At 59.8% G+C, this 25,629-nt stretch carries 20 protein-coding genes; 7 read left to right on the top strand and 13 right to left on the bottom strand.

From position 1 onward, the window contains the following. Window positions 1-95: 95 nt before the first annotated feature. Entirely contained in the window at window positions 96-2,156 is a 2,061-nt protein-coding gene (gene ppk1 / locus PYW49_RS13240) for a polyphosphate kinase 1 (RefSeq protein ID WP_134347663.1), read from the top strand. A gap of 3 nt (window positions 2,157-2,159) precedes the next feature. Next, window positions 2,160-3,698: an exopolyphosphatase gene (gene ppx, locus PYW49_RS13235; RefSeq protein WP_134347662.1), complete on the top strand. Its 1,539-nt coding sequence runs from the start codon at window positions 2,160-2,162 to the stop codon at window positions 3,696-3,698. 4 nt (window positions 3,699-3,702) lie between these two features. On the opposite strand, the gene PYW49_RS13230 is transcribed toward ppx, so the two are convergent. After that, the gene (locus PYW49_RS13230) at window positions 3,703-5,943 is read right to left on the bottom strand and encodes a sensor domain-containing phosphodiesterase (RefSeq protein WP_320386668.1); all 2,241 of its coding nucleotides are present in this window, start codon (window positions 5,941-5,943) and stop codon (window positions 3,703-3,705) included. Window positions 5,944-6,296: 353 nt separating this feature from the next. Between PYW49_RS13230 and PYW49_RS13225 the strand changes: the two genes are divergently transcribed. Then, window positions 6,297-6,485 (top strand): YfgG family protein, encoded by a 189-nt coding sequence (locus PYW49_RS13225; RefSeq protein WP_021241815.1) that lies wholly within the window; start codon window positions 6,297-6,299, stop codon window positions 6,483-6,485. Here PYW49_RS13225 and PYW49_RS13220 read toward each other — a convergent pair. Continuing rightward, the gene (locus PYW49_RS13220) at window positions 6,482-7,372 is read right to left on the bottom strand and encodes a LysR family transcriptional regulator (protein WP_320386667.1); all 891 of its coding nucleotides are present in this window, start codon (window positions 7,370-7,372) and stop codon (window positions 6,482-6,484) included. The genes PYW49_RS13225 and PYW49_RS13220 overlap by 4 nt on opposite strands. 96 nt (window positions 7,373-7,468) lie before the next feature. Here PYW49_RS13220 and PYW49_RS13215 point away from each other — a divergent pair, with 96 nt between their 5' ends. Both PYW49_RS13215 and PYW49_RS13210 read left to right on the top strand, forming a co-directional pair. Then, window positions 7,469-8,698: an MFS transporter gene (locus PYW49_RS13215; protein WP_320386666.1), complete on the top strand. Its 1,230-nt coding sequence runs from the start codon at window positions 7,469-7,471 to the stop codon at window positions 8,696-8,698. Window positions 8,699-8,749: 51 nt separating this feature from the next. Continuing rightward, window positions 8,750-9,493, top strand: coding sequence for an alpha/beta fold hydrolase (locus PYW49_RS13210; RefSeq protein WP_320386665.1), 744 nt, complete (start codon window positions 8,750-8,752; stop codon window positions 9,491-9,493). A 13-nt stretch (window positions 9,494-9,506) separates the two neighbouring features. Here PYW49_RS13210 and PYW49_RS13205 read toward each other — a convergent pair whose 3' ends face one another. Then, window positions 9,507-9,950, bottom strand: coding sequence for a winged helix-turn-helix transcriptional regulator (locus PYW49_RS13205; protein WP_320386664.1), 444 nt, complete (start codon window positions 9,948-9,950; stop codon window positions 9,507-9,509). Window positions 9,951-10,066: 116 nt separating this feature from the next. Here PYW49_RS13205 and PYW49_RS13200 point away from each other — a divergent pair, with 116 nt between their 5' ends. Further along, window positions 10,067-11,281: an MFS transporter gene (locus tag PYW49_RS13200; protein WP_320386663.1), complete on the top strand. Its 1,215-nt coding sequence runs from the start codon at window positions 10,067-10,069 to the stop codon at window positions 11,279-11,281. On the opposite strand, the gene iolB is transcribed toward PYW49_RS13200, so the two are convergent. The 10 genes from iolB to PYW49_RS13150 all read right to left on the bottom strand — a co-directional run bounded on the left by iolB (window position 11,247) and on the right by PYW49_RS13150 (window position 24,357). Further along, window positions 11,247-12,071 carry a 5-deoxy-glucuronate isomerase gene (gene iolB / locus PYW49_RS13195; RefSeq protein WP_320386662.1) on the bottom strand — a complete coding sequence of 275 codons (825 nt, stop codon included), beginning with the start codon at window positions 12,069-12,071 and terminating at the stop codon, window positions 11,247-11,249. The two genes, PYW49_RS13200 and iolB, sit on opposite strands and share 35 nt — an antisense overlap. 9 nt (window positions 12,072-12,080) lie before the next feature. Then, window positions 12,081-12,971 carry a myo-inosose-2 dehydratase gene (gene iolE / locus PYW49_RS13190; RefSeq protein ID WP_320386661.1) on the bottom strand — a complete coding sequence of 297 codons (891 nt, stop codon included), beginning with the start codon at window positions 12,969-12,971 and terminating at the stop codon, window positions 12,081-12,083. Window positions 12,972-12,982: 11 nt separating this feature from the next. Then, complete coding sequence (locus tag PYW49_RS13185; protein ID WP_320386660.1) at window positions 12,983-14,887, bottom strand: bifunctional 5-dehydro-2-deoxygluconokinase/5-dehydro-2-deoxyphosphogluconate aldolase; 1,905 nt, start codon at window positions 14,885-14,887, stop codon at window positions 12,983-12,985. 12 nt (window positions 14,888-14,899) lie between these two features. Beyond that, on the bottom strand, window positions 14,900-16,033 hold the full coding sequence (locus tag PYW49_RS13180) for a Gfo/Idh/MocA family protein (RefSeq protein ID WP_320386659.1): 1,134 nt from the start codon (window positions 16,031-16,033) through the stop codon (window positions 14,900-14,902). Between the two features lie 8 nt (window positions 16,034-16,041). Further along, window positions 16,042-17,070: an ABC transporter permease gene (locus tag PYW49_RS13175; RefSeq protein WP_028014045.1), complete on the bottom strand. Its 1,029-nt coding sequence runs from the start codon at window positions 17,068-17,070 to the stop codon at window positions 16,042-16,044. An 11-nt stretch (window positions 17,071-17,081) separates the two neighbouring features. After that, on the bottom strand, window positions 17,082-18,629 hold the full coding sequence (locus PYW49_RS13170) for a sugar ABC transporter ATP-binding protein (RefSeq protein WP_320386658.1): 1,548 nt from the start codon (window positions 18,627-18,629) through the stop codon (window positions 17,082-17,084). A gap of 48 nt (window positions 18,630-18,677) precedes the next feature. Further along, window positions 18,678-19,607 carry a substrate-binding domain-containing protein gene (locus PYW49_RS13165; RefSeq protein ID WP_320386657.1) on the bottom strand — a complete coding sequence of 310 codons (930 nt, stop codon included), beginning with the start codon at window positions 19,605-19,607 and terminating at the stop codon, window positions 18,678-18,680. A 31-nt stretch (window positions 19,608-19,638) separates the two neighbouring features. After that, entirely contained in the window at window positions 19,639-20,625 is a 987-nt protein-coding gene (iolG, locus tag PYW49_RS13160; RefSeq protein WP_320386656.1) for an inositol 2-dehydrogenase, read from the bottom strand. 289 nt (window positions 20,626-20,914) lie between these two features. Next, window positions 20,915-22,840, bottom strand: coding sequence for a 3D-(3,5/4)-trihydroxycyclohexane-1,2-dione acylhydrolase (decyclizing) (iolD, locus tag PYW49_RS13155; protein WP_320386655.1), 1,926 nt, complete (start codon window positions 22,838-22,840; stop codon window positions 20,915-20,917). A gap of 11 nt (window positions 22,841-22,851) precedes the next feature. Further along, window positions 22,852-24,357 (bottom strand): CoA-acylating methylmalonate-semialdehyde dehydrogenase, encoded by a 1,506-nt coding sequence (locus PYW49_RS13150; protein WP_320386654.1) that lies wholly within the window; start codon window positions 24,355-24,357, stop codon window positions 22,852-22,854. A 292-nt stretch (window positions 24,358-24,649) separates the two neighbouring features. On the opposite strand from PYW49_RS13150, the gene PYW49_RS13145 reads away from it, so the two are divergent. After that, entirely contained in the window at window positions 24,650-25,483 is an 834-nt protein-coding gene (locus PYW49_RS13145) for a MurR/RpiR family transcriptional regulator (protein WP_320386653.1), read from the top strand. The last annotated feature ends 146 nt before the right edge of the window (window positions 25,484-25,629 follow it).

Here is a 25,629-nt window from a genome sequence, read left to right as displayed (position 1 = left end):
TTCTGGCACTGTTGGACATATCGTGGAAATGCTCGCCATAATAAGGACGAGACGGATTTACCACGTCCTGTGATTGAACTGGAGTGTGAGCTGTAATGGGTCAGGAAAAGTTATATATCGAGAAAGAGCTAAGCTGGTTAGCATTCAACGAACGTGTACTCCAGGAAGCGGCTGACAAAAGTAACCCGCTGATCGAGCGCATGCGTTTTTTGGGCATTTATTCCAACAACCTGGATGAGTTCTATAAGGTTCGCTTTGCCGAGCTGAAAAGACGCATCATCATTAGCGAAGAACAGGGCTTAAACTCTCACTCGCGTCATCTGCTGGGCAAAATACAGGCCCGCGTGCTGAAAGCCGATCAGGAATTTGACGGCCTGTATAACGAACTCCTGCTGGAGATGGCGCGTAATCAAATCTTCCTGATTAACGAACGCCAGCTTTCCGTTAACCAGCAAAACTGGCTGCGGCACTACTTCAAACACTATCTGCGCCAGCACATTACCCCGATTCTGATCAACCGCGAAACCGATCTGGTGCAGTTCCTGAAAGATGACTACACCTACCTGGCGGTGGAGATCATTCGCGGTGAATCTATCCGTTACGCGCTGCTGGAGATCCCGTCCGACAAGGTGCCACGCTTTGTGAACCTGCCGCCGGAAACCCCGCGCAGACGCAAGCCGATGATCCTGCTGGATAACATCCTGCGCTATTGCCTGGACGACATCTTCAAAGGCTTCTTCGATTACGATGCGTTAAACGCCTACTCGATGAAGATGACCCGTGACGCCGAATATGACCTGGTGCACGAGATGGAAGCCAGCCTGATGGAGCTGATGTCATCCAGCCTTAAACAGCGTCTGACGGCCGAACCGGTGCGCTTTGTTTATCAGCGCGATATGCCAGACGCCATGGTGGAAATGCTGCGCGAGAAACTGACCATTTCGCGCTATGACTCCATCGTGCCGGGTGGCCGTTACCACAACTTTAAAGACTTTATTGGCTTCCCGAACGTCGGCAAAGCCAATCTGGTGAACAAGCCGCTGCCGCGTCTGCGCCATTTGTGGTTTGATAAATTCCGCAACGGGTTCGACGCCATTCGCGAACGCGATGTCCTGCTCTACTATCCGTATCACACGTTCGAGCACGTGCTGGAACTGCTGCGTCAGGCCTCTTTCGACCCGAACGTCCTGGCGATCAAAATCAACATCTACCGCGTGGCAAAAGATTCCCGCATCATCGACGCGATGATCCATGCGGCGCACAACGCCAAAAAAGTCACCGTGGTGGTTGAGCTGCAGGCGCGCTTCGACGAAGAGGCGAACATTCACTGGGCGCGCCGTCTGACGGAAGCGGGCGTACACGTCATCTTCTCCGCGCCAGGACTGAAAATTCACGCCAAGCTGTTCCTGATCTCGCGTAAAGAGGGCGATGAGGTGGTGCGTTATGCCCACATCGGTACCGGAAACTTTAACGAGAAAACCGCGCGAATTTATACCGACTACTCGCTGCTGACCGCCGATGCCCGCATCACGAACGAGGTGCGCCGGGTGTTTAACTTTATTGAGAACCCGTACCGTCCGGTGAGCTTCGATTATCTGCTGGTGTCGCCGCAGAACTCGCGCCGTCTGCTGTACGATATGATCGACAAAGAGATCGCCAATGCCCAGAAAGGGCTGTCGTCAGGCATCACGCTGAAGCTCAACAACCTGGTCGACAAAGGTCTGGTGGACAGGCTGTACGCGGCGTCCAGTTCCGGCGTGCCGGTTAACCTGCTGATCCGCGGCATGTGCTCCCTGATCCCTGAACTGGAAGGCATCAGCGACAATATTCGGGTGATCAGCATTGTTGACCGTTATCTGGAACACGATCGGGTCTATATTTTTGATAATGCGGGTGATAAACAGGTCTATCTCTCTTCTGCAGACTGGATGACGCGCAATATTGACTACCGAATTGAAGTCGCGACGCCGCTGCTGGATCCACGCCTGAAGCAGCAGATCCTCGACATCATCGAGATTCTGTTCAGCGATACCGTGAAAGCACGCTATATCGACAAAGAACTCAGTAACCGCTACGTACCGCGCGGCAACCGTCGTAAAGTGCGGTCGCAACTGGCGATTTACGACTATATCAAATCACTCGAGCAACCCGATTAACCTATGCCGATAAATGATAAGACCCCACGTCCGCAGGAATTCGCCGCGGTCGATCTTGGCTCTAACAGTTTCCACATGGTCATCGCCCGTGAGGTGGATGGCGCGCTGCAGATCATCGGTCGTCTGAAGCAGCGCGTACACCTGGCGGATGGTCTTGATGAACGCAGCATGCTTAGCGAAGAGGCGATGGAGCGTGGGTTAAACTGCCTGTCGCTGTTTGCTGAACGCCTGCAGGGCTTCTCGCCCTCCAGCGTGTGCATCGTGGGCACCCACACCCTGCGCCAGGCGCTGAACGCGCCAGAATTCCTCAAGCGGGCCGAAAAAGTGATCCCCTACCCGATTGAGATCATCTCCGGTAACGAGGAGGCGCGTCTGATTTTCATGGGCGTTGAGCACACTCAACCGGAAAAAGGTCGCAAGCTGGTTATCGATATCGGCGGCGGCTCTACGGAGCTGGTGATCGGCGAAGACTTTGAGCCTCGTCTGGTGGAAAGCCGCCGTATGGGCTGCGTCAGCTTCGCGCAGATGTATTTCCCGGGCGGCACCATCACCCGTGAAAATTTCCAGCGCGCGCGTATGGCGGCTGTCCAGAAGCTGGAAAACCTGGCCTGGCAGTACCGTATTCAGGGCTGGAACGTAGCGCTGGGCGCGTCAGGCACCATCAAAGCGGCGCATGAAGTGCTGCTGGCGATGGGTGAAAAAGACGGGTTTATCACGCCCGAACGCCTGACACTGCTTACCGAAGAGGTGCTGAAAAATAAAAGCTTCGACGCCTTAAGCCTGCCGGGCCTTTCCGACGAGCGCAAAGCGGTCTTCGTGCCGGGGCTGGCTATCCTCTGCGGCGTGTTTGATGCGCTGGCCATTAAAGAGCTGCGTCTTTCTGACGGCGCGCTGCGTGAAGGTGTGCTGTATGAGATGGAAGGCCGCTTCCGCCATCAGGATATCCGCAGCCGCACCGCGCAAAGCCTGGCAAACCAGTACAACATCGATCGGGAACAGGCGAAGCGAGTTCTGGAAACGACCGTTCAGATGTACGATCAATGGCAGGAGCAGAACCCTAAGCTGGCGCACCCGCAGCTTGCCGCCCTGCTGAAATGGGCAGCGATGCTGCACGAAGTGGGACTAAACATCAACCACAGCGGGATGCACCGCCATTCGGCATATATTCTGCAAAACAGCGATCTGCCTGGCTTCAACCAGGAGCAGCAAACCATGATGGCGACCCTGGTGCGCTATCACCGTAAAGCCATCAAGCTTGACGATCTGCCGCGCTTCACGCTGTTCAAGAAGAAGCAGTTCCTGCCGCTGATTCAGCTGCTGCGTCTGGGCGTGCTGCTCAATAACCAGCGTCAGGCAACCACCACGCCGCCAACGCTGAAGCTGAAAACCGACGATCATCACTGGACGCTAAGCTTCCCGCACGACTGGTTTAGCCAGAACGCGCTGGTCCTGCTGGACCTGGAAAAAGAGCAGCAGTACTGGGAAGCGGTCACCGGCTGGCTGCTCAAAATCGAAGAAGAGAGTGCCGACGTCGCCGCGTAACGCCTCAGGCGTCCGAGGAGGACGCCTCAGCTTCCAGCAGTGACTCAAGCGGTACCGGCCTGCCAATCAAATAGCCCTGCACATAATCAATACCTAGCGCGTTAACCGCGCTACGTATCTCTTCGGTCTCAACATACTCTGCGACCACCAGCATTTTCTTCATGCGCGCCAGATGGCAGATAGAGGCCACTATCTGGTAATCCAGGCTGTTGTTGACGATATTGCGGATAAAGCTGCCGTCGATCTTGAGAATGTCCGCATCCACGCTTTTCAGCCGTGCATAGCTCGCATACCCGGTACCGAAATCATCAATCGCAATGCGTACCCCCATTTTCTGCAGCTGCTGGAGGATGTGTAGCGCCTGCTCCCCGCTGCCGAAAGTGCTGCACTCCGTCACCTCAAAAATCAGCTGCCACGGCTCGATGGCGTATTTCGCCAGCAGGCGACTCACCTCGAGCGGGAACTGCACCCGACAAACGGTTGAAGGGGCCAGATTAATGGCAAAACGCTGACCGGGCAGCCTTTCGCGATGCGCGGCCAGAAAGCGCAGGGTGTGCTCCAGCACCCACAAATCCACCCGCGACGACAGACCAAACTCCTGCGCAACGGGCAAGAACTGATCGGGGGAGATCAATAACCCGTTGACATCCGGCATCCGCAACAAGACTTCGTGATAGCGATCGCCACGCAGGCCGCGAACGGGCTGCGCCAGCAGGGTGAATTCGTTGTTATCGAGCGTCTTTTGCAGGCGGCTCATCATCGCGACTTTATCCTTCAGGCTACGCTGCAAATGGACCGCACCACGCTGCTGAAGATTTTCCGGATGGTTGGAGGAGAGCGACATATCGGCAACTACCCCCAGTTCCCCCAGGACCAGATAGAGATGGTTAACCGGGGAACGTACATAGCAGTAGCTCACGCCAACCTGCGGCTGCAGCGGCATGCCATCCCAGACAAAGCGGAACTGTTTGATATGCTCGTCCAGGGCTTCAATCCGCTGCTGGTGAGATTCCGCGTTGAGCCGCACCGCCAGGTCATATCCGGTCAGGTGATACACCTGCTCATTGGGCTGGAGCGTGCCATTAACCCACTGCGCCAGCTGCTGTTTGTACAAAATACGCAGCAACACACCGTAATTTCGACCCAGAATTTCCAGTTCCGGAATGCGCAGCAGGCAGAGCGCCGACCACGGGTTCTTTGCCAGATCGCGCGACAATGCCCGCAGGTTAGGCATATGTACGACCGGGTCGAGCAGCGCCAGCCTGCGGGAGCGTTTATTCACGGCGCGCTGGCGAGTCGCCATCATCGACATATAAATCACCACAAACGAGAAGACCAGGTAACTGGAAGAGGTGATCGCCAGCTGGATGTCATACCCCTGGTTAGCCGGGATATAGTGGTAAAAATAGTGAATAGACACCAGCAGCACCGGTGTCCAGATCAGCGATACCAGCTTATAGCCAAAACGCATCGCGCCCCAGAGCATCACCGGCATCAGCAATGACAGGGTGTAGTTGGTGGTGAAAATGGAGCTGTTTTCGTTCATCGGGAGCAGCAGCAGTGAAAGCAGCCCGCCAAGCGCAACAGCCCATAGTAAAAACTCAGCGACTGTCACCTTTTTATCTATCTGGGAACGGATCTGCGAGACAAGGCTTTTGACATAACGCGGATGACGAATCAGGCGGATCAGCAGATAGCTCAACGGCACGCCCGTCAGCCCGCTGACCAGCAGTGCCTGATAGTTAATAAGCGTGCGAATATTGAGAGGGTTTAATCCCGCCAGGCTCTGGCGGCTCTCATACACGCCCAGATAGACCGCAAACTGAAACAACACCAGAAACAGCGTCGCGGGGCAGAAGACCTGCCAGAAGATGCGCTGCGCCATCAGCCGGACGTCGCCGTAAGCCGTCATATTCCGTCGGGGCGCAAACACCCGGTACCCCCCCCAGCTGAGCACTAAAGGAATGATAAAATGGAGCATACCGGCGACAGTTTCAAACATCCCGACCGACGGGTAATAGCGGATAAACAGCGACAGCGCGATCCCGGGAAGGGCTCCCAGGCCAAAGAACATCATCAGCGCAAGCAAAAATGAGAGGGGCAAATAATAGAGTGCCACAATGCCGTCGCCCAACTGCGTGAACGTATTGGCGACGCTCAGCGCGGGAAGTAAAACCACAGGTAAAATAAGCGGCAATGCCCACCAGCGGTTTTCATTGTTTTTCAGGAAAGCGAGAATATTCATAGATGCCCGGTTAAACCCCTATCGCTCCAGAGGGAAAATAAAGACAGGCATCCAACCTGACGTACGCGTCACCCGGCCACGAGCGGGGCGAACAGTGTGGAGGAAGGATTTTAAATATCAGGGCCGGGAATCCGTTGACTTAAATCAAACTAATTTACGCAAATAACTTTTTGTGGTGTTTTTTTTGAAATATTTTTCTTCATATTATCAATATGGTAAATGCATTAATTAATTTCAATAACATTAACCAATGTAAACATTGACGGTTATTTACACACTCCAGAATTGACCCCATCTTCCCGCTGTGCCTTAATATCCTTATCGCCCAAAAGGGCTTACCCAGGAAAAACAGAGTGAGTCAGGTCACGCGTATGCGCAAACGACATCGATTTAACACCCGAATGACCCGCATCATACTGCTCATCAGCTTCCTGTTTTTCTTTGGCCGCTTCGTTTACTCTTCGATTGGCGCCTGGTATCACCATCAGGACAAAACCCAGTCACAGCAATCCAGCCTGACCGTCGACACCGCTGACCGCTAGGCCGCCGGAGGGTTTTGCAGTATCCGAATAATGCCTGCTATCCCTTTGCTGAGGATTTTATCCTGCCGCATCACCACGGCCAGCCGCCGCTGCAGCACGGGCGTCAGCGACTTCACGCACAGCCCTTCGCGATCGGCATCCTCTTTGACCGCCATTCGCGGCACAATGCTGTAGCCCAGCCCCGCACGAACCATGCGTTTGATCGCCTCTATGCTGCCAAGCTGCATCACCGGCGCGATCGTTAATCCACTGCCTGCAAACCAGCCGTCGATCAGCGCCCGGGTACCGCTGCCGGATTCAAAGGCAATCAGCGGCTGAGCGTGCAGTGCCTGTGGGGTGAAATCCCTGAAAGCATCCTGCTGCTCCCGCGACGCGATAAAGACAAACTCCTCGTCCATCACCGGCATCACCTCCAGCGCTCTGCTACTCACCGGTAGCGTCACCAGCCCCATATCGAGACGGTTTTCTTCGATGGCCCTGACGATGTCGAGGGTGTTACCCGTCGTCACCCCCACGCTCAGGAGCGGAAAGTCGCGGCGTAGCTGTTCCAGCAGCGGCGGCAAAAGATGGATACAGGCCGTTGCCCCCGTGCCAAGCGTAATGGTGCCGCTCACGTCGTGGCTGAACGCGCTCACGGAGCGGATGGCGTCATCCACCGCCTGCTGAATACGCTCCCCATGGGCCAGCAAAGCCTGCCCGGCATCCGTCGCCTTAATGCCACGCCCGGTACGCTCCACCAGCCGCGTTTGCAGAAATTGCTCCAGCTGGCGTATTTGCAGGCTGACGGCGGGCTGGGAAATGCCGAGCAGATCCGCTGCCGCTGAAAAGCTGCCGCGCTGGATCGCCAGACGGAACGTGGCGAGATAGCCCAGATTAAGCGTCGTCATTCAAAGTTTCTCTTATACCGCGCATAAGGTTGCTGCCCTGCCAGCACAATACCGCGCGAGTTATGCTCAGGACAACTGCATAGCGGAATGAAAACAATGGAAACACCTGCCCTGCCTCGCCGACTCGCCCTCACGGCGGGATGTAATCAACTCATCAACTGGGGGATCTCGTTTTATATGCCCGGCACTTTTGCGCAGGCCATTTCAGCCGACCGGGGATGGTCATCACCGCAGATTTACCTCGGCCTGACGCTGGCGATGCTGGTGATGGCGGCGGTCTCCCCTTTTGTCGCCCGTCTGCTCGCGCGCTTTGGCGGCCAGAAGGTGGTGATGAGCGGCACGTTGCTGATCGCCATAAGCTGCGCGGGGATGGCGTATACCCAGACGTTTTTTGGCTGGTACTGCGCCTGGCTGGTCACCGGCGTCGGGATGCGCCTGTCGCTGTACGATGCGCTGTTCGCCGCGCTGGTGAACCTCTACGGACAGCAGGCGCGAAGAACAATTTCACGGGTCACGCTGGCGGGCGGGCTGGCCTCCGCCGTCTTCTGGCCGCTGGGCGATAGCCTGCTTCACATCATGGGCTGGCAGGATGCGCTACGCGTCTATGCCCTCTTTGGCCTGCTGAGCGCGGTGCTGATACGCACGCTTCCCCGGCAGCGGCTGACGGTGACGACAAAAGTTACCGCGCCGCCTCTCAACAACGAACGGCGTAACGGCTGGCTTTATGCCGCCTTCATTGCCCTCATCACCTTTGTCTCTAACGGCACGTCCACTCATCTGCCGGAGTTTATTGAAAGCTTCGGCCTGCCGGTCGCCATCGGCATGCTGTGGGGAATCGGCCAGACGGGCGCCCGCGCCCTGGAGGTACTGGCGGGTGCCCGCTTAACCCCCTTCGCATTAACGCTTTTTACCGCTCTCGCCATGCCGCTCTGTTTTCTTCTGGGGATAAGCAGCGCCCTGTTTGTCTGGTGCGCGGCCGGGTTTGTGCTGGGCTATGGCGCCATCAACGGGCTGGTTACCATCGTGAAAGCCACCCTGCCGCTGGAGCTGTTTAGCGCGGAAAGCTATGCCCGCCGTACGGGCATGCTGCTTATCCCCGGCCAGCTTATGGCGGCAGCCTCACCGTTTGCCTATGCGTGGTTCAACAAAACGCTGGGGATCGCTGGCGCAATGTGGGTGTCAACGGGGCTGACGCTGGTGATTGCCGGGCTGGCGATAGCCATCGTGCGCCGTCCCGGCAGGCAAACTGTATCGCACTGTATCAAGCAGTCCACGCTGACAAACGGGTACAAAACGCCTCCTCCGGCAAATATCTCCGATACATAAAAATGGTTTTCTTTCCCTGTTGCCATTCAGAACCGATGAGGAGAGAGACCGATGATTCAACATTATTTGCTGTTCCCCCTACTTGCCCTGGCCTCGGCCAGCGCCTTTGCGGAGAGTAAAACCAGCGTCGTGCTGGTGCACGGCGCGTTTGCCGACGGCAGCAGCTGGAATAAGGTGATTACCCTGTTGCAGAAACAGCACACAGAGGTCATTGCCGTGCAGCTGCCGCTCACCTCACTGAACGATGACGTCGCGGCCACAAAACGGGCCATCGCCCGCGCCCAGGGCAACGTGGTGCTGGTAGGCCACTCCTGGGGCGGTACCGTGATTAGCGAAGCGGGTAACGATGCGCGGGTCAAATCGCTGGTGTATGTGGCGGCGTTCGCGCCGGACGCCGGTCAGTCGACGGCGGATCTGGCAGGAAGCTTCCCCGCCCCGCCGGGCAGCGCGGACATCGCCAAAACGGCGGACGGCTATTTATACCTGCCGACGGACGCCGTCAGGAAGGATTTCGCGCCGGATGTGAAACCGGGTGAACAACAGACTATTGCGGCCACACAGGGGCCAATAAAGGGCGATGCGTTTGGCGAAAAGATTACTCGCGCAGCGTGGCACACTAAGCCGAGCTGGTATGTGGTGAGTGAGAATGACAGGATGATTAACCCCGCGCTTGAACGCGCGATGGCGAAGACGATCCGCGCGAAAACCACGGAGGTGGCAGCAAGCCACGTGCCGATGGTGAGCCAGCCGGAGGCTATTGCCCGCACGATTGAACAGGCGGTCAGGAGCCATTAACGACCGCGGCGGCTCATTTGACTTTCTGCACTTCCGTATCCCCAGGCAGCAGCGCAGTGCCGTCCTGCGCTGCTGGCACCATAAAGGGAACCGGCTTGCCCGTCCGCCTGTCGACCAGCAGCGAGTGGCGCTCGCCCTGCGCAAACAGATGCTGTTCTCCCCACTGACGCAGCGCCACGACCACGGGGAAAAGACTCTCACCTTTATCGGTCAGGACATATTCCTGATACGCCGTACCGTCTGATGCTCCCTGTAACGTCAGGATGTCCGCATCAACCAGCTTGCGCAGCCGGTCAGAAAGGATGTTGCGCGCTACCCCGAGGCTTCGCTGAAAATCCCCGAAGCGCGTCATGCCGTCAAACGCATTACGCACGATAAGCAGCGACCAGCGATCCCCGATCGCCTCGACGCTGCGGGCAACGGGACAATATTCCTCTTTAACCGTCTTTTGGGACATCTCGTATTTTCCTCGCAAAGGCCAGTCCACAACCAGTTGCATTTTAAAACTACATAGCCTAGCATTCAACCAGTTTCATTTTAAAACCAGGTTAACTCAGGCGAGGAATGTTAAACATGTCACTGACATCAGCCCCTCTTTCAGCCGACATGCCGCGCGGCATGGTCTGGCTGTTCGCCACCGCCAGCGGCTTAAGCGTGGCAAACGTCTATTACGCGCAGCCTTTGCTTGACGCGCTGGCGAGCGATTTCGGTATCAGCCATGCGGCTGTGGGTGGCGTGGTGACCGCGACGCAAATTGGCTGCGCGCTTGCTCTTTTGCTTGTGGTTCCTCTGGGTGACAAAGTTGATCGTCGGCGACTGATGGCAATACAGCTGGTAGCGCTGGTGGTTGCGCTGATTTCCGTCAGCATGGCACAGACCTCCTTAGCCCTACTCACAGGTATGCTTGCGACCGGCATGCTGGGTACGGCAATGACGCAGGGGCTGATCGCCTATGCCGCCAGCGCCGCATCGCCGCATGAACAAGGCCGCGTTGTCGGCGCGGCGCAGGGCGGCGTGTTCATGGGGCTGCTGCTCGCGCGCGTCTTTGCTGGCGGCATCAGCGACATCGCCGGCTGGCGCGGGGTTTATCTGTGTGCCGCCGCGCTGATGCTCATCATTGCGTTACCGCTGTGGTGGAGGCTCCCCATCCTGCCCGCCGTCACTGCCACAATGAGCTACCCGCGCCTGATTGGCTCGATGCTTGCGCTGTTGCGACAGGAAAAAGTGCTGCAGATACGCGGCGTGCTGGCGCTGCTGATGTTTGCGTCGTTTAACATTTTCTGGAGCGCGCTGGTGCTGCCGCTGAGCGCCCCGCCCTTTAGCTTCTCGCACACCGCAATTGGCGCGTTTGGACTGGCAGGCGCGGTGGGTGCGCTGGCGGCTGGCCGAGCAGGACGCTGGGCCGATCGGGGCTATGCCCAACGCACCAGCGCGGCGGCGCTGGTGATCCTGCTGTTGGCATGGTGGCCCTTGTCGCTGATGGACCGCTCACTCGGGATCCTGCTTATCGGCATCATACTGCTCGATTTGGGAGGACAGGCGCTGCACGTCACCAACCAGAGCATGATTTTTCGCACCCGTCCCGAGGCGCACAGCCGACTGGTCGGGCTTTATATGCTGTTTTATGCCGTCGGCAGCGGGCTCGGCGCGCTCGGCACGACGATGATGTATGCCTTTGCCGGCTGGCCGGGCGTCTGCCTGCTTGGCGCCTCGGTCAGCCTGCTGGCGCTGGTGTTCTGGTGGCTAACCCGCGCTAGCCACCGCGCTCTGCGGGATAATCGCGATTAATCCACGCGTGGTCCTCTTCCCAGGTGAACATCCATTTGCGCACCGGACCGGCCATCACGTTGAGGTAATAGCTGTCATACCCGGCCATCGTCGCCACCGGATGGTAGCCCTTCGGCACCATGACCACATCACGGTTGTAGACCGCCATGCACTCATCCATCGTTCTGTCGTCGGTGTAAACGCGCTGCATGCAGAACCCCTGCTCCGGGTTGAGGCGATGGTAGTAGGTCTCCTCCAGGTACGTCTCCTGCGGCGGATTATCCGTGTCGTGCTTATGGCTCGGGTACGAGCTGGTACACCCCTCACTGGTCCAGACTTCCACCACCAGCAGGCTGTCGGCGGGTTTTCCTTCCGGCAGAATGTTGTGCACGTAGCGCTGGTTGTGCCCCTTGCCGCGCGCTTCGCCGTCGATGTCCTGCGGGGCAATCAGCCGCGTCGGATATGTGCCTTTGCCGGGAGCGGCGCAGACCGCCAGCTCCAGCTTCGTCAGCGCCTTCACCTGGACCGTCTCCTGCGGGGTGACGTAAACCGCCCACGGCTTGATGCGCTCGAACGGGCTCATCCGCTCGCCAATATCGTTAAACTGCGCGGAAGGCGTGCTGATGGAGGCGCGTCCGGCCACCAGCACCAGGCAGCGCTCTTCGCTGACGGCGGGCAGCGTCAGCTGCTGCCCCTCCTGCAGCTCATACGCCTCAAAGCCGACATACCCCCAGCCGGCGCGTTCCGGCGTGATGGACTGCGTGCGTCCCTCTCCGTTCGGCTGTTGCCAGCGTGATAACAGACGTGACATGTCGCCTCCTCAGATAAGCCCGGCGTCGCGCGCCAGGCGGCTCAAGTTGTTATAGCCCAGACGGGCGTAGGTCAGCGGATGGGCTATCGCCGGATCCTGCTCGGCCTCCACCACCAGCCAGCCGTGATAGTCCTGCGCCTTCAGCAGCCGCATAATCGGCGGGTAGTCCACGCAGCCGTCGCCCGGCACGGTAAACACACCGCTCAGCACCGCATCGAGGAAGCTGGTTTTGCGGTTTTTCACGTCCGCCAGCACGTCGGCACGCACGTCTTTGCAGTGGACGTGGTTGATGCGCGACGCCCAGCGCTGCGCCACCGCCAGCGGATCGGCCCCGGCAAAGGTCAGATGGCCGGTATCCAACAGCAATCCAACCTCCTCTCCGGTGTGGCTCATCAGGTTATTCACGTCGTCGGCGGACTCAATCACCGTGCCCATATGGTGATGGTAGGCAATCTGGACTCCCTGCTGCTGCGTATAGCGGGCAAATTCGGTAAGCTTCTCGCCGTACTCTTTCCAGCGCGCCTGCGGGAAGCGCGGGCGCAGGTGAACCGGGGTCTGCTGCTCGCCGTGAATGCAGCCGCTCACTTCCGCAAACACCAGCACCTTGGCCCCCAGCTCGCGCAGCAGCGTCAGGTGGGGCTGCACGGCGGCGATCTCCTCCTCCACGCTGCGTTCCAGCAGGCGGCCAGAGTACCAGCCGGACACCAGCTGCAGGTCGTGGCGCTGCAGGATGGGGCCGAGCAGGCGCGCTTCGCGCGGGAACTTATTGCCCAGTTCGAAACCGGCGAAACCGGCCTCTTTTCCTTCGCTCAGACAGGTCTCCAGCGACGTCTCCGCGCCGAGTGAAGGCAGATCGTCGTTCGTCCACGTCAGCGGGTTAATGCCCAGTTGTACACTCATTGTCGTCTCCATTATGCGTGTCCGCGCTCGCGCCACCAGGCGATAAGCTGCAGGTAGTTGTCCCGGATGCGCGCCACCAGCTGCGCATCGTCGATATCGTGTTTCAGCCACGCGCGGGAGGCATCGCCAAACAGCGTGCGCCCTACGGCGAAGCCTTTGACCAGCGCCTGTCCCGATGCGGCTTTGAAGTCGGCGCGCAGCTGTTCTGCCGGGGCGTCCAGACCGAGGATCACCACCCCGCGACAGTGCGGGTCCCGGCGTTCGATAATCTCGCTCAGCGCCGTCCAGCCGTCGGCTGAGAGCGGCGGCAGCTTCCACCAGTCCGGGTAAATGCCGAGGTTGTAGAAGCGGGATATGGCGCGCAGGTAGAGCTCGTCGCTGCGCGGCATGCTGGCGGGCAGGATCACCTCCAGCAGCAGCTCATGCCCGGACTGGCAGCAGGCGTGGTACACCTCGGCGATTTTCTGCTCCTGCTCCAGGCGCAGGCCGTGGGCGTCTTCCGGGTGGAAGAAGACCAGGCACTTCACCACGTGCTCCTGCGGCCAACTGATAAGCTGCGTGCCGATATTGCCGTGCTCCATCTCCAGCGGCCGCGAGCCCGGCAGCTCAATGGGGCGGCCAATCCACCACCCTTCGCCGGTGATCGCGTTCAGCGCGTCCTGACCAAAGGTGCCGTCGCACAGCAGGCCGGCTTTGCCCTCCAGCCCGGCGCGGCTTGCCGCCTCGCGGCTGGCCTGCAGGATCAGCTGCTTCAGCGCGGGAATGCGCCCGATCGATGCGCCGCACTGCAGCGCCATATCTTCCAGCTGGCTGCGGTGATCGAACGCCATCACGCACAGCTCCGGCCATTCGCGGCGGCGGGTGGTGACCCGGTGGAGATGGTTAAGACGCGGGTCAAGATCCGGGCGCGGCACCATTGCGGCGCGCGAGAGATAGTCATCCAGCTCGATTTTGCTCGGCATCGCCGGGGCGCAGCCGTGGCGCGACACCACCAGCGCGCCGCAGGCGTTGGCGTAGCGGCACGCCTGCTCCCAGCCCTCGTCGTTCAGGTAGCCGCGCAGCAGGCCGGACATAAACGCGTCCCCCGCGCCGAGGACGTTCAGCACCTCCACGCGCACGCCGGTCACCGTCAGGCCGTCGTCCAGACGGGGCGGAATCGTGTCGGTATAGACTGAACAGCCGAGCGCGCCGCGTTTGCAGACCAGCGTTGCTTCACTGACGGCGCGCACCTGCCCCAGCGCCTGCAGGGTATCCGTGCTGCCGCCCGCTATGTGGAACTCCTCTTCGGTGCCGACAATGACGTCGAAGAAGTGCAGCACCTCCTGCAGCTCGCGGGTGACCTTATCGGCAGCGATAAAGCGCGTTTCGCCGTCGCCTAAGGCGGTCAGCCCCCACAGCACCGGACGGTAGTCGATGTCCAGCACCGTGCGCACGCCGTGGCGGCGGGCATAGCCCAGCGCCGTCAGTACCGCCTCGCGGGTCTGCGGATGAGAAAGGTGGGTCCCGGTGATGGCAAGACACCGTGCGGAGGCGATGTAGCTTTCGTCCACATCGCTGGCCGTAATGGCCATATCCGCGCAGTTATCGCGATAAAAAATCAGAGGAAAAGTGTCCCGGTCTTTAATGCCGAGTAGCACCAGCGCCGTAAGGCGGTCTTTATCGGTAATCAGATGGCTGGTATCGCAGCCCACCTGGTTTAACTCTTCCCGCAGGAAGCGGCCCATATGTTCATCGCCGACGCGCGCCAGCATCGACGAACGTAAACCCTGGCGCGCGGTGCCGTACGCCACGTTGCCGGACGACCCGCCGAGGTATTTGGCGAAGCTCGACACATCCTCCAGACGGGCACCAATCTGCTGGCTGTAGAGGTCTACCGCCACGCGGCCCATGCATATCACATCAAACTGCTTTTCCACGTTGATACCTCATCAGACAATGTCGTTCACGTTCAGCCAGCGGCCTTCCCGGTGCGAGAGTGCAATCGCGTCCAGCACGCGCGACACCTTCCAGCCCTCTTCGAAGTCCGGCCACATCGGCGCATCGGCGGCAATCCCGTCCACCAGGTCGCGCACCTCCACCGTTTTTTGATCGTTAAAGCCAATCCCGTGGCCGGCACCCATGCAGAACGCGGCGTAGTCCGGGTGTGCCGGGCCAACGAGCAGCGTGCGGAACCCCTGACGGTTCACCGGATCGTCATGCAGATAGAGCTTCAGCTCCGCCATGCGCTCCTGGGTGAAGCTGATAGCGCCTTTCGTCCCGGTAATGACGTACGACAGCCCCATCTTGCGGCCGCAGGCGACGCGGGAGGTTTCAATCACGCCCTGCGCTCCGCCCGCGAAGCGCACCATCGCGTGGGCCTGATCCTCGTTTTCGACGGCAATCATCTCCGACGATCCGGCCTTGGCCGGGCGTTCCGGGACCACGATCTTCAGGTCGCCGCAGATCTGCTCAATCTCCCCCACCAGGTACTGGGCCATATTGACGATATGCGCCGCGAGGTCGCCCAGCGCCCCCAGCCCGGCGGTCTCTTTGAAGCAGTGCCAGTGAATGGGCGAAAGCGGGTCGGCCATGTAATCTTCGTTGTGGGTGCCGTAGAAGTGGATCACCTCGCCAATCTCGCCGCGGGCGATAATCTCCTTCGCCAGCTGCGCCGTCGGGTTTTTCATGTAGTTGAACCCCACCAGCGTTTTCACCCCTGCCCGCTTCGCGGCGTCGACCATCTCGCGCGCGTCGTGGGCATTCAGCGCCAGCGGCTTTTCCGAGTAGACGTGCTTGCCGTGGCGAATAGCCTCCAGCGCCATCTCTTTATGCAGGTGGTTAGGTGAACAAATATCCACCACGTCAATGGCCGGGTCGGCCACCAGCGCCCGCCAGTCTCCGGTTGAGCGGTTAAAGCCAAACGCCTGCGCGCGCTCTGCCGCCAGCGTCGGGTTTACCTCGGCCACCATCTCGCGCACCAGCCTGCCGCGCAGGTTGAACACCGTCGGGGCCTGGGCATAGGCGATAGCGTGCGCCTTGCCGATATACCCGGTGCCAATCAATCCAATACGAACCTCTTTCATCGTGATCCTCACAGTGCGCCGCGACGGCTCTTGGCGTAGGTGTCAAACGCCACCGCCAGAACGATAATTAATCCGGTGATAATCTGCTGGTAGTAGGCCGAGACGTTCATCAGCACTAGGCCGTTAATCAGAATACCCATGATGATGGAGCCGATAATGGTGCCGCCGATGCGTCCGTAGCCGCCCATCAGCGAGGTGCCGCCAATCACCACCGAGGCGATGACGCGCAGCTCAAAAGAGATCCCGGCGACCGCCTCGGCGCTCCCCAGACGCGCGCTCAGAATGAAGCCCGCCAGCCCCGCCAGACAGCCAATCAGCACGTAGACGCTGACCAGCACGCGCTTGACGTTCACTCCCGCCAGGCGCGCCGCCTCCGGGTTACCGCCAATAGCGTAGACGAAGCGGCCCCAGCGGGTTTTATGCAGCGCCAGATAGCCGCCGACGGCGACAATGGCGAAGATCCAGATCGGAATAGAGATGCCGAGCAGCTCCCCGCGTCCCCACCAGCGGTAGCCGGGATCGAAACCGGCAATCGGCGCGCCGTCGTTAATCACCAGCGTCAGGCCGCGCCAGATGGTCATCCCGCCGAGGGTCACGATAAACGGCGGCAGGCGCAGGCGGGTGACGCCCAGACCGTGCAGGAAGCCAATCGCCGTGCCCATGGCCAGACAAATTCCCAGCCCAATCAGCCAGCTCATGCCGCCCCAGGCGTTCGGGTCGACGGTGGTGAAGTTGTCGCCCTTAATCACGTACGCCGCGGTCATGGCGCACACCGCCAGAATAGAGCCGACGGAGAGGTCGATCCCGGCGGTCAGGATGACGAAGGTCATCCCCACGGCCATGATCCCGTAGATAGACACCTCGGTCAGGATGTTGAAAATATTGCGTTCAGAGAAAAAATTGCTGTTCTGCGACTGAAAGAAGATCAGCAGCAGGATCATGAAAATCAGCACCCCGAAGCGCTCGAAGAAGGCAATGGGATCGATGCGTCCGGCGCGTTTGACCGGGGCCTGCGTTTTAGAAATCATCTGCGTCATGAGAAACTCCGTTATGCCGCGTTCAGGGCGTTGTGGTTGATGGCCATCATCGTCATCAGCCGTTCTTCGTTAGCGTCGTCACCGTGGATCTCGCCGGTTACCCGGCCTTCGCTGAGGGTGATGATCCGGTCAGACACCGCCATCACTTCAGGCAGATCGGAGGAGATCACGATCACCGCCACGCCCTTTTTCGCCATGTCAAACAGCACCTGGTGCACTTCCGATTTGGTTCCCACGTCGATGCCGCGCGTCGGCTCATCAACGATCAGCACCCGCGGGTTGAGCGCCATGCAGCGCGCGAGGATCACTTTTTGCTGGTTGCCGCCGGAGAGCTTGCGCACCTCCTGCTCGCTGTTGACCATTTTGATCTGCAGCGCTTTGCGGTAGGACTCAATCAGGTCGTCCTCTTTGCGGGTGTTCACGAACCAGCGCCACTGCAGCAGCGAGGAGAGACAAGAGAGCGACAGGTTGTCGCGAATCGACAGCCCCAGCACCGCCCCCTCTTTTTTGCGGTCTTCCGGCACCAGCGCCACGCCCTGGTCAAGGGCATAAAGCGGGTCGCGCGGCTGGTACGGCACGCCGTCCAGCTCAAAGCTGCCCGAGGTAAACGTATCAGCACCAAACAGGCAGCGGGCCACTTCGGTGCGTCCCGCCCCCACCAGCCCGGCAATGCCTAATACCTCCCCGGCGTGGACGTGGAAGCTGATATCGTGCAGGGCGATGCCGTGCGGATCGAGCGGCGGCTTTTCGCGGCTCAGCCCCTTCACCGCCAGGCGGACGGGTTTGTCCTCATGATGGGTTTCGCTGGCGGGACGGCGATTAAAGGCCACGTCGCGCCCGACCATCAGGCGGATCAGCTGTTCGACGTTGGTCTCCGCCACCGCGCCGGTGCCGGTAAAACGGCCGTCCTGGAAAACGGTGAAGCGATCGCAGAGCTGGAAAACCTCGTGCAGACGGTGGGTAACGTAAATAATGCTCACGCCGCGGTTTTTAAGCTCGCGCACCACGCGGTGCAGGCTTTCCACCTCGCTGTCGCTCAGCGCGGCGGAAGGTTCATCCATGATGATCAGGCGGGCGTTCAGCGTCAGCGCCCGGGCGATCTCCACCATCTGCTGCTGGGCGACGCTCAGACGGGCGACAGGCGTGGTCGGCGCGACGTTCAGCTGCAGGTAATCGAGAATGACCTGCGCCTCCTGGTTAACCGCCTTTTCATCAACGATCAGGTTACGCCTGCGCGGCTCGCGCCCGAGAAACATGTTTTCCGCGACGGTCATGTTGGGCAGCAGGTTGAACTCCTGATAGATGGTGATAATGCCCTTGTTCTGCCGCTCCACCGGGGAGTCGTCCACCGGAAGCGTTTCGCCGTTGAACCAGATATCGCCGCGCGTTTGCGGCTGCGCGCCCGCGAGCGCCTTCAGCAGCGTCGATTTTCCCGCCCCGTTTTCCCCCAGCAGGGCGTGAATTTCTCCGCTGCCGACGGTCAGCTGAGCGCTGCTCAGCGCCCAGACGCCGGAAAAGCTTTTGGCCAGGTCGGTCACTTTCAGTAAGGGTTGCGACATCGGTCTGCTCCTCCTCATGATGAGCCGCCAGAGGCGGCTCGGGACATATTAGTTACCGGCCTCACCGATACGCTCAGCCTGCTGCAGGTTCTCTTTGGTGATCAGCGTCGGCGGGTAGTCGGCCCCGGTGATGGCTTTCTTCTCGCGCACGTTCGCCACCAGCTGGCTCATCGCGGTCTGCACCGCAAAGCCCGGACGCTGATCCGCCGTCACCGCCAGCCAGCCTTCGCGCACGCGGGCCAGCGCTTCCGGTACCGCATCAAACCCGGTCACGACGATTTCACCCGGCTTCACGCCCTGGCTCTGCAGCGCTTCAATCGCTCCCAGCGCCATATCGTCGTTGGCGGAGAGGATCACCTGCGGGCGTTTCGGCAGTGAAGGCAGAACGCTTTCAACAATGCGCATCCCTTCTGAACGCATCCAGTTCCCGGTCTGATCGGCGACGATCTTGTACTTATCCCCGCCCGCTTTCAGGCTGTCGCGGATCCCTTTGGTGCGTTCAATATTGGAGGAAGAGCCCGGCTGGCCGGTGAGGAGAATGATGTCCGCGCCGTTGGGGAATTTGGTTTTGACGAAGTCGCCAATCGCCTGGCCACCCTTGTAGTTGTTGGCGCCGAAGTGCGGCACTTTCTTCTGGCTGTCGACGGAGCGGTCGAGGGTGACGATCGGCAGCTTCGCATCCTGAATTTCATCCACCGCGCTGGAGACCGCGTTCACGTCGTTCGGGGAGACGATAAAGCCCTGCGCCCCGCGGGTAATGGCGTTTTCCAGGTCAGCCACCTGTTTTGGCGAGCTGCCCTGCCCGTCCAGCACCTGAAGCTTCACGCCCATCTCTTTTGCGGCTTTCACCGCCGTGCGCTGCATGTGAACTTCAAACGGCATGGCCAGGTTTGGCGTACTGAAAACAATTTGCTCATTTTCGGCGAGGGCGGCCCCGGACGTCATGGCGATGAGGGCGGCGACGATCAGTTTTTTCATTATTATGTCTCTCTGTGTAGGGTGGTTGTGTTTAGAGGACGATCTCGCGCTGGCTGTGCAGCGACTCCAGCGCTTTATCCGCGAGGTACAGCGCACGTTCACCATCATCGCCGCTGCAGTCAGGCACCGCTTCGCCGCGCAGAACCGCAACAAAGTGTTCCCATTCCGCGGCGTAAGCGGATTTGTAGCGCTGCAGGAAGAAGTGTTCCGGCAGCGCGCTGGTGCAGCCCTGTTTGCCGTAGTGCTGCACCTGGTTTTCAAGGATGTTGCCCGCGCACAGCAGCCCTTCGGAGCCGTGCAGCTCCAGGCGCTGGTCGTAGCCGTAAGATGAACGGCGGCTGTTAACGATGGTCGCCATCGCGCCGGAGGCATATTTCAGAACGATAAACGCGGTATCGATATCCCCCGCCTCGCCAATCGCCGGATCCACCAGATTACTGCCCTGGGCATACACCGACACCGGCTCTTCGCCCATGATGAAGCGCGCCATGTCAAAGTCATGAATGGTCATATCGCGGAACATGCCGCCGGAGACGCGCACGTACTCCGCAGGCGGCGGAGACGGATCGCGGGAGATGATCAGCAGTGATTCCGGTTTGCCAATGCGCCCGGCCTGGGCATCAGTTTTCACGCGGCGGAACTGCGGGTCAAAGCGGCGGTTAAAGCCGATGAACAACGGCACGTCGTACTCTTTGACCACTTTCAGGCAGTCGCGCACGCGGGCGAGGTCAAGGTGTACCGGCTTTTCACAAAAGATGGCCTTGCCGTGGCGGGCGGCCATTTCAATCAGATCCGCGTGGGTATCGGTCGCAGAGGCGATTAGCACGGCATGAACGTTAGGGTCGGTCATCGCCTCATCCAGGCTCTGCTGGCGGGCCTGATACTGCGCGGCGAGACGGGTGGCAAATTCCTGATTCGGGTCAACCACGGACCAGAGCGTGGTCGCGCCGTGGCTGGCGATGTTAGCTGCATGTACCTGGCCAATTCGGCCAGCGCCCAGTAAAGCAATGTTAAACATAACGGCTCCCGGTGTTGGTGAATGCTGTGAACTAACGACCCTATAAATAAAACATTTATTTCATTTTTATAAATAGTGAAAATTATGTTTTTGAGTGTGGGTTAACACTTTTGAGATGAATGAGATAAATTTTGTTATCAATCTCACAACATAGAGGGAGGGATACCCCTCCATTACAAAGGAGTGAGGGAGGAAAAACCGCACCGATCCGTCCCCTCTCCCTGTGGGAGAGGGTTAGGGTGAGGGGAAACAGAAAAATGAAATGAAAATTTCGTTAAGGCGGGAAAACTTAATACTGCCGGGCTTTTTTCACCTGCACCTGCGTTTGCTCCGCGGCTTCGCGCACGGCAGAAGACTCTGCCACCTGCGCATCACCGGTTCGCCACCAGGAGGCGTAATCGTGGGTCATGGTCTTCGGCAATACCTTGATGTCCAGCAGCGTCGGGCCCGGGTGCGCGCGTGACGCCTCAAGCGCCGCCAGCAGGCTTTGCTCATCGTTCACTCGCCATGCGCGACAGCCATAGCTTTCCGCGTTTTGCGCAAAGTCGACCTTCACCAGCGGCCCGTCAAGCCGCCCGGTTTCCGGGTTGCGCCGGCGGTTTTCCGTGCCAAAGCTGCCCATCCCGTGCCCCATCTGCAGGTTGTTAATGCAGCCGAAGCTGGCGTTATCAAACAGCAGAACGGTGATCTTTATGCCCTCCTGCACCGCGGTTTGCAGCTCGGAGTGCAGCATCATGTAGGAGCCATCCCCCACCATCGCGTACACCGGCAGTTCGGGTCTGGCGAGCTTCGCGCCGATGGCCGCCGCAATCTCGTAGCCCATGCAGGAGTAACCGTACTCCAGGTGATAGCTGTCCGGCGTTTTGACCTGCCAGAGGCGCTGTAAATCCCCCGGCAGCGAACCGGCCGCGCCCACCACGATGGCGTTATCTTCAATATGCTGGTTGATCAGCCCCAGCACCCGCGTCTGGGTCAGCCGGGTGTTGAGCGCCTCGCCGTATTCAGCCAGCTGCGCATCCAGGTGCCCCGCCACTTCGGGCGCGTCGTCAGGACGCCACTGGCGATCCCACAGGCGACGGCACTCGTCGCGCCAGGCGGACTTCGCCTGGGCGATCGCCTCTCCCCAGCCGCTGCGGTAATCCCCGAGCGCGTGGGTCAAGGCCTGCAGCCCGGTTTGGGCATCGGCAACCAGCGCGGTGGCGTCCAGCTTCAGGGCGTCAAACTCGGCCACGTTCAGCAGCAGAAATTCGACGTCCGGATGGGAAAAAAGCGCCTTGGAGCCGGTGGTAAAGTCGGTCAGGCGCGTGCCGATGCCGATCACCAGGTCGGCCTGTGGCGCGAGCTGGTTGGCGGCCATTCCTCCCGTCACCCCCACCCCGCCCAGATTAAGTGGGTGGTCACTTACCAGCGCCCCCTTTCCGGCCTGCGTTTCGGCAAACGGAAGCTGCAGCGTCTCGACAAATTCGCGAAACGCCTCATGCGCGCCGGAATAGCGCACGCCACCGCCGCACACCACCAGCGGACGACGCTTGCGGGCGATCAGCGCCCGCGCCTGCGCCAGACGCTGCGGGTCAGGCGGACGACGCTCGATGTGGTGCACGCGACGCGCGAAGAAGCTCAGAGGGTAATCCCAGGCTTCTCCCTGCACGTCCTGCGGCAGGCAGATGGTCACCGCCCCGGTATTCGCGGGGTCAGTAAGCGTTCGCATCGCGCTTAGCATGGCGCTCATCAGCTGCTCCGGCCGGTTGATACGGTCCCAGTAGCGAGAGACCGGGCGGAAGCAGTCGTTGGTGCTGATGCTGAGGTCGTGATACTGCTCAATCTGCTGCAGCACCGGGTCCGGCTGGCGGCTGGCGTAGATATCTCCCGGCAGCAGCAGCAGCGGGATGCGGTTCGCCGTGGCGGTTGCCGCGGCGGTCACCATATTAGCGGCGCCCGGCCCGACCGAGGAGGTGACGGCAAAAATACGCTGACGGCGATGCTGTTTGGCGAATCCCGTCGCCATATGGGCGATGCCCTGCTCGTTGCAGCCCTGCATCACCTGCAGATGGCCCGGATCCTGCTCCAGCGCCTGGCCGATGCCGAGCACGTTGCCGTGCCCAAAGATGGTGGCGACGCCCTCGACGAACGGCGTTTCATCGCCGTCCACGCTGACGTACTGTTGATTAAGGAACCGGACCAGCGCCTGCGCCATGGTCATACGTTCGGTTTGCATAAAACCTCCTGTCAGCCCAGCGTCGGCATGGAGAACGCAGCGCCTGTCTCCTGCTGCATTTCCGGCCAGCGCGCGGTGATGGTTTTCATTCGGGTGTAGAAACGCACGCCGTCACTGCCGTGAACGTTGAGCGCGCCAAAGATGGAACGCTTCCAGCCACCGAAGCTGTGGAAAGCCATCGGCACCGGGATCGGCACGTTGACCCCCACCATGCCCGCCTGCACCTCTTCGCAGAAGCGGCGCGCGCAGCCGCCGTCACGGGTGAAAATGGCCGAGCCATTACCATATTCATGGCGGTTAATCAGATCCACCGCGCTGGCGTAATCTGCTACGCGCACCACAGAAAGCACCGGGCCGAAAATTTCTTCTTTATAGATGGTCATCTCCGGGGTGACGTTATCAAACAGCGTCGGCCCGACGAAATAGCCCTGCTCGTGCCCCTTCACGCTGAAGCCGCGACCGTCCACGCGAAGCTTCGCTCCCTGCGCTTCCCCGCTGTCGATGTAGCCCAGCACCTTGCTGCGGTGCGCGGAGGAGATGAGCGGCCCCATTTCGTTTTCCGGCGTCTGGTCCAGACCCGGCCCAACGCGCAGTGCGGCAATCTGTTTCTCCAGCCGGGCGCAGAGGTCATCGGCGGTGTTATCGCCCACCGCCAGCACCACGGAGAGCGCCATACAGCGTTCCCCCGCCGCGCCGTAGGCCGCGCCCATGATGGCGTTGGTCGCCATCTCCATGTCGGCATCCGGCATTAAAATGCAGTGGTTTTTCGCGCCGCCCAGCGCCTGACAGCGCTTACCGTGGGCGGACGCGGTCTGGTAAATGTATTCCGCAATCGGCGTGGAGCCGACAAAGCTCACCGCCTGCACGCGCGGGTCGGTCAGGAGCACGTCAACGGACTCCTTATCGCCCTGCACCACGTTGAACACGCCGTCCGGCAGACCGGCCTCTTTCAGCAGCTGCGCCAGCGCCAGCGCGAGAGAAGGATCTTTTTCCGACGGTTTCAGCACGAAGGTGTTGCCGGTCGCCAGCGCAATCGGGAACATCCACATCGGCACCATCGCCGGGAAGTTAAACGGCGTGATCCCGACGCAGACCCCGAGCGGCTGCATCAGCGAGTGGCTGTCGACGCCGGTGCCGACGTTCGCCGAGTGTTCGCCCTTTTGCAGGTGCGGGATGCCGCAGGCAAATTCCACCACTTCCAGTCCGCGGGTCAGTTCGCCCACCGCATCGGAGAAGACCTTGCCGTGCTCTTCGCTGATAATGCGGGCCAGGCGCTCCATATTCTCTTCCAGCAGCGCCTTGAAGCGGAACATCACGCGCGCGCGCTTCAGCGGAGCATGGCGCGCCCACGCCGGAAACGCCTGCTGCGCGGCGGAAATGGCCTGCCCGGTTTCCTGCGCCGTACTCATCACCACCTGGCGGATCTGCTCGCCGGTGGCCGGGTTGAAGATCGCCTGAACGCGCTGGCCTGAACCGGTGACACATTCGCCGTGAATAAAATTCGCTACCGTCTCCATCCTTAACCTCTCGCTGTTGATACGTGACTGTTACCTGAACGCTGTGTACTGAACACTATATATGAAACAAATATTCCATTTTAAGTTGAAATAAAATAAATGATGATTATTGTGATCAAGGATGGATTTTTATGTTAACAGGCAACAACACTGACGCAGCGTGCGCTATTAAGGAATTTCGGGCGAGGAAATGACTGAAGCTTCTGTTTCATTTTTGCTGCCAGATGGATGGCCGACATTTAAAAGACACGGTTTTGCGTTTAGAATCATAAGACTGTATTTGGGGGATAAGATGACGACAGCAACCAGCCTGAACGAACTGCAGCAGCAAATCCGCGATCGCTACGATAGCCTGAGCAAGAGGCTGCAGCAGGTCTCCCGCTACGTGCTGGATAACACCAACAGCGTGGCCTTTGATACGGTTGCCGTTATTGCCGAGCGCGCCGACGTGCCGCCCTCGACGCTGATCCGCTTTGCCAACGCCTTTGACTTCACCGGCTTCAACGAAATGAAACAGCTGTTTCGTATGAACCTGGTGGAGGAGACCGCCAGCTACAGCGACCGCGCCCGGCTGTTCCGCGAGATGGAGAGCGAGGCCGTGCCGGAAACGCCGCTCGATATCCTGCAGGAGTTCGCCCGCTCAAATGCGCAGGCGCTACAGCAGCTGGCCACCCGCGCGGAACCGGAGATGCTGGAGCGCGCGGTACAGCTGCTGGCCGACGCCGATGCCATCTACATCGCCGGACTGCGCCGCTCCTTTAGCGTTGCCGCGTATCTGACCTACGCCCTGAGCCACCTGGAGTGCCGCCCTATTCTGCTCGACGGCATGGGCGGCATGCTGCGCGAGCAGATCAGCCGCATTAAGGCGCGCGACATTGTGGTGTCGATCAGCTTCTCGCCGTACGCGGAAGAGACGGTGATGGTCAGCGAAACCGCCGCCAGCGTCGGCGCGCGGCAGATTGTGATTACGGACAGCCAGATAAGCCCGCTGGCGACATTTAGCGATCTTTGCTTTGTGGTGAAAGAGGCGCAGGTGGACGCGTTTCGCTCCCAGTCGGCGACGCTATGCCTGGTGCAGTCGCTGGTGGTGGCGCTGGCGTATCGGTTGGGTGGCGGGGAGAAATGAGCATGCAATCGCCACATACTCGGCGCCGATGATTTCATGCATTATCAGCTACACGCGTTCAATATGGCTCACCCATAGCGAGTCGACGTTTGATAATTACCCTGAATTTTTTCTTTAACGAGCACTTTATTTGCCGGCGACTGGGG

The sequence above is a fragment of the Enterobacter chinensis genome, assembly GCF_034008295.1.
Classification (GTDB): domain Bacteria; phylum Pseudomonadota; class Gammaproteobacteria; order Enterobacterales; family Enterobacteriaceae; genus Enterobacter; species Enterobacter chinensis.
This window is presented reverse-complemented; position numbering and strand designations above follow the sequence as displayed.

What these genes read in the sequence shown, in the direction of transcription:
- ppk1 (WP_134347663.1), top strand. Translation starts at nt 96, where the DNA reads ATGGGTCAGGAAAAGTTATATATCGAGAAAGAGCTAAGCTGGTTAGCA.
- ppx (WP_134347662.1), top strand. Translation starts at nt 2,160, where the DNA reads ATGCCGATAAATGATAAGACCCCACGTCCGCAGGAATTCGCCGCGGTC.
- PYW49_RS13230 (WP_320386668.1), bottom strand. Translation starts at nt 5,943, where the DNA reads ATGAATATTCTCGCTTTCCTGAAAAACAATGAAAACCGCTGGTGGGCA.
- PYW49_RS13220 (WP_320386667.1), bottom strand. Translation starts at nt 7,372, where the DNA reads ATGACGACGCTTAATCTGGGCTATCTCGCCACGTTCCGTCTGGCGATC.
- PYW49_RS13215 (WP_320386666.1), top strand. Translation starts at nt 7,469, where the DNA reads ATGGAAACACCTGCCCTGCCTCGCCGACTCGCCCTCACGGCGGGATGT.
- PYW49_RS13210 (WP_320386665.1), top strand. Translation starts at nt 8,750, where the DNA reads ATGATTCAACATTATTTGCTGTTCCCCCTACTTGCCCTGGCCTCGGCC.
- PYW49_RS13205 (WP_320386664.1), bottom strand. Translation starts at nt 9,950, where the DNA reads ATGTCCCAAAAGACGGTTAAAGAGGAATATTGTCCCGTTGCCCGCAGC.
- PYW49_RS13200 (WP_320386663.1), top strand. Translation starts at nt 10,067, where the DNA reads ATGTCACTGACATCAGCCCCTCTTTCAGCCGACATGCCGCGCGGCATG.
- iolB (WP_320386662.1), bottom strand. Translation starts at nt 12,071, where the DNA reads ATGTCACGTCTGTTATCACGCTGGCAACAGCCGAACGGAGAGGGACGC.
- iolE (WP_320386661.1), bottom strand. Translation starts at nt 12,971, where the DNA reads ATGAGTGTACAACTGGGCATTAACCCGCTGACGTGGACGAACGACGAT.
- PYW49_RS13180 (WP_320386659.1), bottom strand. Translation starts at nt 16,033, where the DNA reads ATGAAAGAGGTTCGTATTGGATTGATTGGCACCGGGTATATCGGCAAG.
- PYW49_RS13175 (WP_028014045.1), bottom strand. Translation starts at nt 17,070, where the DNA reads ATGACGCAGATGATTTCTAAAACGCAGGCCCCGGTCAAACGCGCCGGA.
- PYW49_RS13170 (WP_320386658.1), bottom strand. Translation starts at nt 18,629, where the DNA reads ATGTCGCAACCCTTACTGAAAGTGACCGACCTGGCCAAAAGCTTTTCC.
- PYW49_RS13165 (WP_320386657.1), bottom strand. Translation starts at nt 19,607, where the DNA reads ATGAAAAAACTGATCGTCGCCGCCCTCATCGCCATGACGTCCGGGGCC.
- iolG (WP_320386656.1), bottom strand. Translation starts at nt 20,625, where the DNA reads ATGTTTAACATTGCTTTACTGGGCGCTGGCCGAATTGGCCAGGTACAT.
- iolD (WP_320386655.1), bottom strand. Translation starts at nt 22,840, where the DNA reads ATGCAAACCGAACGTATGACCATGGCGCAGGCGCTGGTCCGGTTCCTT.
- PYW49_RS13150 (WP_320386654.1), bottom strand. Translation starts at nt 24,357, where the DNA reads ATGGAGACGGTAGCGAATTTTATTCACGGCGAATGTGTCACCGGTTCA.
- PYW49_RS13145 (WP_320386653.1), top strand. Translation starts at nt 24,650, where the DNA reads ATGACGACAGCAACCAGCCTGAACGAACTGCAGCAGCAAATCCGCGAT.